This window comes from Paraburkholderia sp. UCT31 (assembly GCF_014397655.1).
Lineage (GTDB): Bacteria > Pseudomonadota > Gammaproteobacteria > Burkholderiales > Burkholderiaceae > Paraburkholderia > Paraburkholderia tuberum.
This window is the reverse complement of record NZ_VZQP01000201.1, coordinates 1-751: the sequence shown is the minus strand read 5'-3', so window position 1 is coordinate 751 and position 751 is coordinate 1. Positions and strand designations below refer to the sequence as shown.

The 751-nt window shown below is 59.4% G+C and carries 1 tRNA gene and 1 pseudogene; both read left to right on the top strand.

The features are described 5' to 3' along the window. Positions 1-50: 50 nt before the first annotated feature. Positions 51-123: transfer RNA gene (locus F6X40_RS43775), tRNA-Lys, on the top strand. Between the two features lie 513 nt (positions 124-636). Then, positions 637-751, top strand: a pseudogene (locus F6X40_RS43770) (CopG family transcriptional regulator); the annotation flags it as partial.

Here is a 751-nt window from a genome sequence, read left to right as displayed (position 1 = left end):
AGGCCAAACAGGCAAGAAGTGCCCCGGTCGCGGGGAACATCGGGCGAGTCGGGCCGTTAGCTCAGCTGGTAGAGCAGCGGACTTTTAATCCGTTGGTCACTGGTTCGAATCCAGTACGGCCTACCCACTCGGCACGATCGAGTCGGACCTTGCAGGCGCGACATCACTGGATGCCCGGTGCCCGGTCAAGCGGGGCAGGATGAGCGCATTGCCCCCGAGTCCGACGTGCGGAAGGTTCTGCTCAGCGTGTAGGGCCTCGGCTATTGTTAAACGAATAGTATTGAGCCACCAGATCGAGGAAGGCGCGTGTCACAAACCCAGCGCTGTAACTGGCCTTTACAACGATGAGACCGGCAGACGGGTTGTTCCGCGAAACGCCGAGGAGGCTCAGCGCAGTATTCAACCGCTGCCGCGTCCTCCACCGGCCAGTACCTCGTAGCTATCCATATGCGCATCGACCGGCGATCGCGCTTGGGAAAGTCACGCGACAACCACTGAGCGATATCCGCGCTCTATCTAGCCCCCACGACCAGCGATGCGGCGAGCCCAGAAGGCGTCTCGACCCCAAATTTTTATGTTGCGGCGCATCTAAAACCATCCTATAACCATCCACATGGATGGTGGAAGGATGGTGCGATGAAGAAACCCGCGGTATTGGACACCCCCCGCTCGAAAGGCGGCGACTCGGAAAAAATCACGATCAACCTCGGACCCGTCGACCTCGGGCAGATCGACCTGCTGGTTGAAGAAG